The following is a 364-nucleotide window of genomic DNA, read 5'->3' on the forward strand; positions in this document are numbered from 1 at the left end:
CGACCCCGGGTGTTGTGATTTCTGCACCGGGTGCAGGTGAGACTCCGACCTTGTATGTTGATGGTGAGAAGGTAGCTGCAAGTTATGATCCTGTAACAGGTACACTAACGCCTACCACTCCGCTGGCAGATGGTTCACATCAACTGACTTATACGCTGACTGATGCAGCAGGTAATGAAAGTGTACAGAGTCCTGCACTGTTACTGACAGTGGACACGACAGCGCCGAGCTTGGTGATTACGGCCCTGGACCCTGCACTCACTGCGACTGAATCGACAACAATCAGCTTTACGTTTAGCGAGGCGGTCAGTGGCTTTGATATTGATGACATCACGCCAGTAGGCGGTACGCTGAGCAATCTGGT

The 364-nt window shown here is 52.2% G+C and carries 1 protein-coding gene; it reads left to right on the forward strand.

The annotated features are described in order from the left end of the window. Window positions 1–364: Ig-like domain-containing protein (locus tag C1642_RS19050; protein WP_213064282.1), on the forward strand; the 364-nt coding region annotated here is incomplete at both ends.

The sequence above is a fragment of the Acinetobacter sp. AKBS16 genome (assembly GCF_002899995.1).
Taxonomy (GTDB): domain Bacteria; phylum Pseudomonadota; class Gammaproteobacteria; order Pseudomonadales; family Moraxellaceae; genus Acinetobacter; species Acinetobacter baumannii.